Source organism: Vibrio sp. 1167, from assembly GCF_033340375.1.
In the GTDB taxonomy this organism is placed as follows: Bacteria; Pseudomonadota; Gammaproteobacteria; order Enterobacterales; family Vibrionaceae; genus Vibrio; species Vibrio alginolyticus.
The window spans coordinates 1-1066 of sequence record NZ_JAWOWK010000115.1 but is presented as its reverse complement, the minus strand read 5'-3'; the positions used below and the strand labels follow the sequence as shown (position 1 = coordinate 1066).

Below are 1066 nucleotides of genomic sequence, written 5' to 3'. Positions count from 1 at the left end.
GTACCGCAGCGCAAGTACGTAACGCGTTGATCAAAACCGCGACAGACATTGATGTTGCAGGTCGAGATAACCGCACAGGTCACGGCCTAGTGAATGCGGAAGCGGCGAAGCTGTTCTTGGATGCGGGCTGTAATGGTCCTGACGGTGGCGGTAGCTCTGCAGATTCTAGCTACTCAAACACTAACCCTGTTGCGATTCCTGACAACAAAACCTCTGGTGCCATCAGCGCACTGAATGTCGATCGCACTGGCGACTCAGGTACTGTAAGCATTGACGTAGATATTAGCCATACTTACATCGGTGACCTACGAGTGACTCTGACTTCACCGACAGGTGGACAAGTCGTGCTTCACGACAATACTGGCGGCAGCGCTAACGATATCAAAACCACTTTCCAAGTTGATTTCTCTGGTTTTGAATCGCAAGGTTCTTGGGAACTAAAAGCCGTCGACAGTGCCAGAAGAGACACAGGTACAATCAACAGTTGGTCTCTGACATTTCAATAAGGAGTGACTATGAAGAAGCTGACCTTACTTTCCGTAACGGCGGGGAGTTTGACCGCGCTATTGGCGATTGGCATGAGCGCCACCAGCCTTGCCAACAACCAAGGCTTTCCTCTTGTGGATGAGCGTCCAACAAGTGCAGAGCAACAACCGGCTCGCTATTTTGTGAAATATCACAAAGGGAAAGAAAGCGAAGTGAGAGCGCTTCTTCGTCACAACAACCTTGAAGTGGTCGATGCTTTGGTGAAACAGCAAGTGTTGGTAGTAACCGGCTCTCAAGAAGATGTCGACAAGCTTTCCACCAGCGATGCGGTTGAGTACACCGAGCAAGAACCAACGAGAAAGTTGCTGTCCCAATAAGATAGCCTCAATAAGAAAAACGCCCCTCACGTGAGGGGCGTTTTTTTTGAGTGTTTTCTACGGCTAAAGCCTCTCAGAGATGAATGCCGACGAGCCTAATTCCGCATTCATCAGAGAGAAAACTTAGCGAACAATCAAACCAAGTAGGATACCTACCGCGCCGAAGTCAGCATCACTGAATGTTGTGTTTGCAAAGCCAAGAT

General features: G+C 49.2%; 2 protein-coding genes. Both read left to right on the top strand.

Translation table 11 applies throughout. The features are described 5' to 3' along the window. Window positions 1–506, top strand: a 506-nt coding sequence (locus R7Z78_RS24760; protein WP_169643745.1) for a proprotein convertase P-domain-containing protein, incomplete at its 5' end; no start/stop codon positions are given. Window positions 507–515: 9 nt separating this feature from the next. Then, the gene (locus R7Z78_RS24755) at window positions 516–863 is read left to right on the top strand and encodes a hypothetical protein (RefSeq protein WP_005464009.1); all 348 of its coding nucleotides are present in this window, start codon (window positions 516–518) and stop codon (window positions 861–863) included. Window positions 864–1066: the final 203 nt, after the last annotated feature.

Coding starts and splice junctions, on each gene's coding strand:
- R7Z78_RS24755 (WP_005464009.1), top strand. CDS start 516: ATGAAGAAGCTGACCTTACTTTCCGTAACGGCGGGGAGTTTGACCGCG.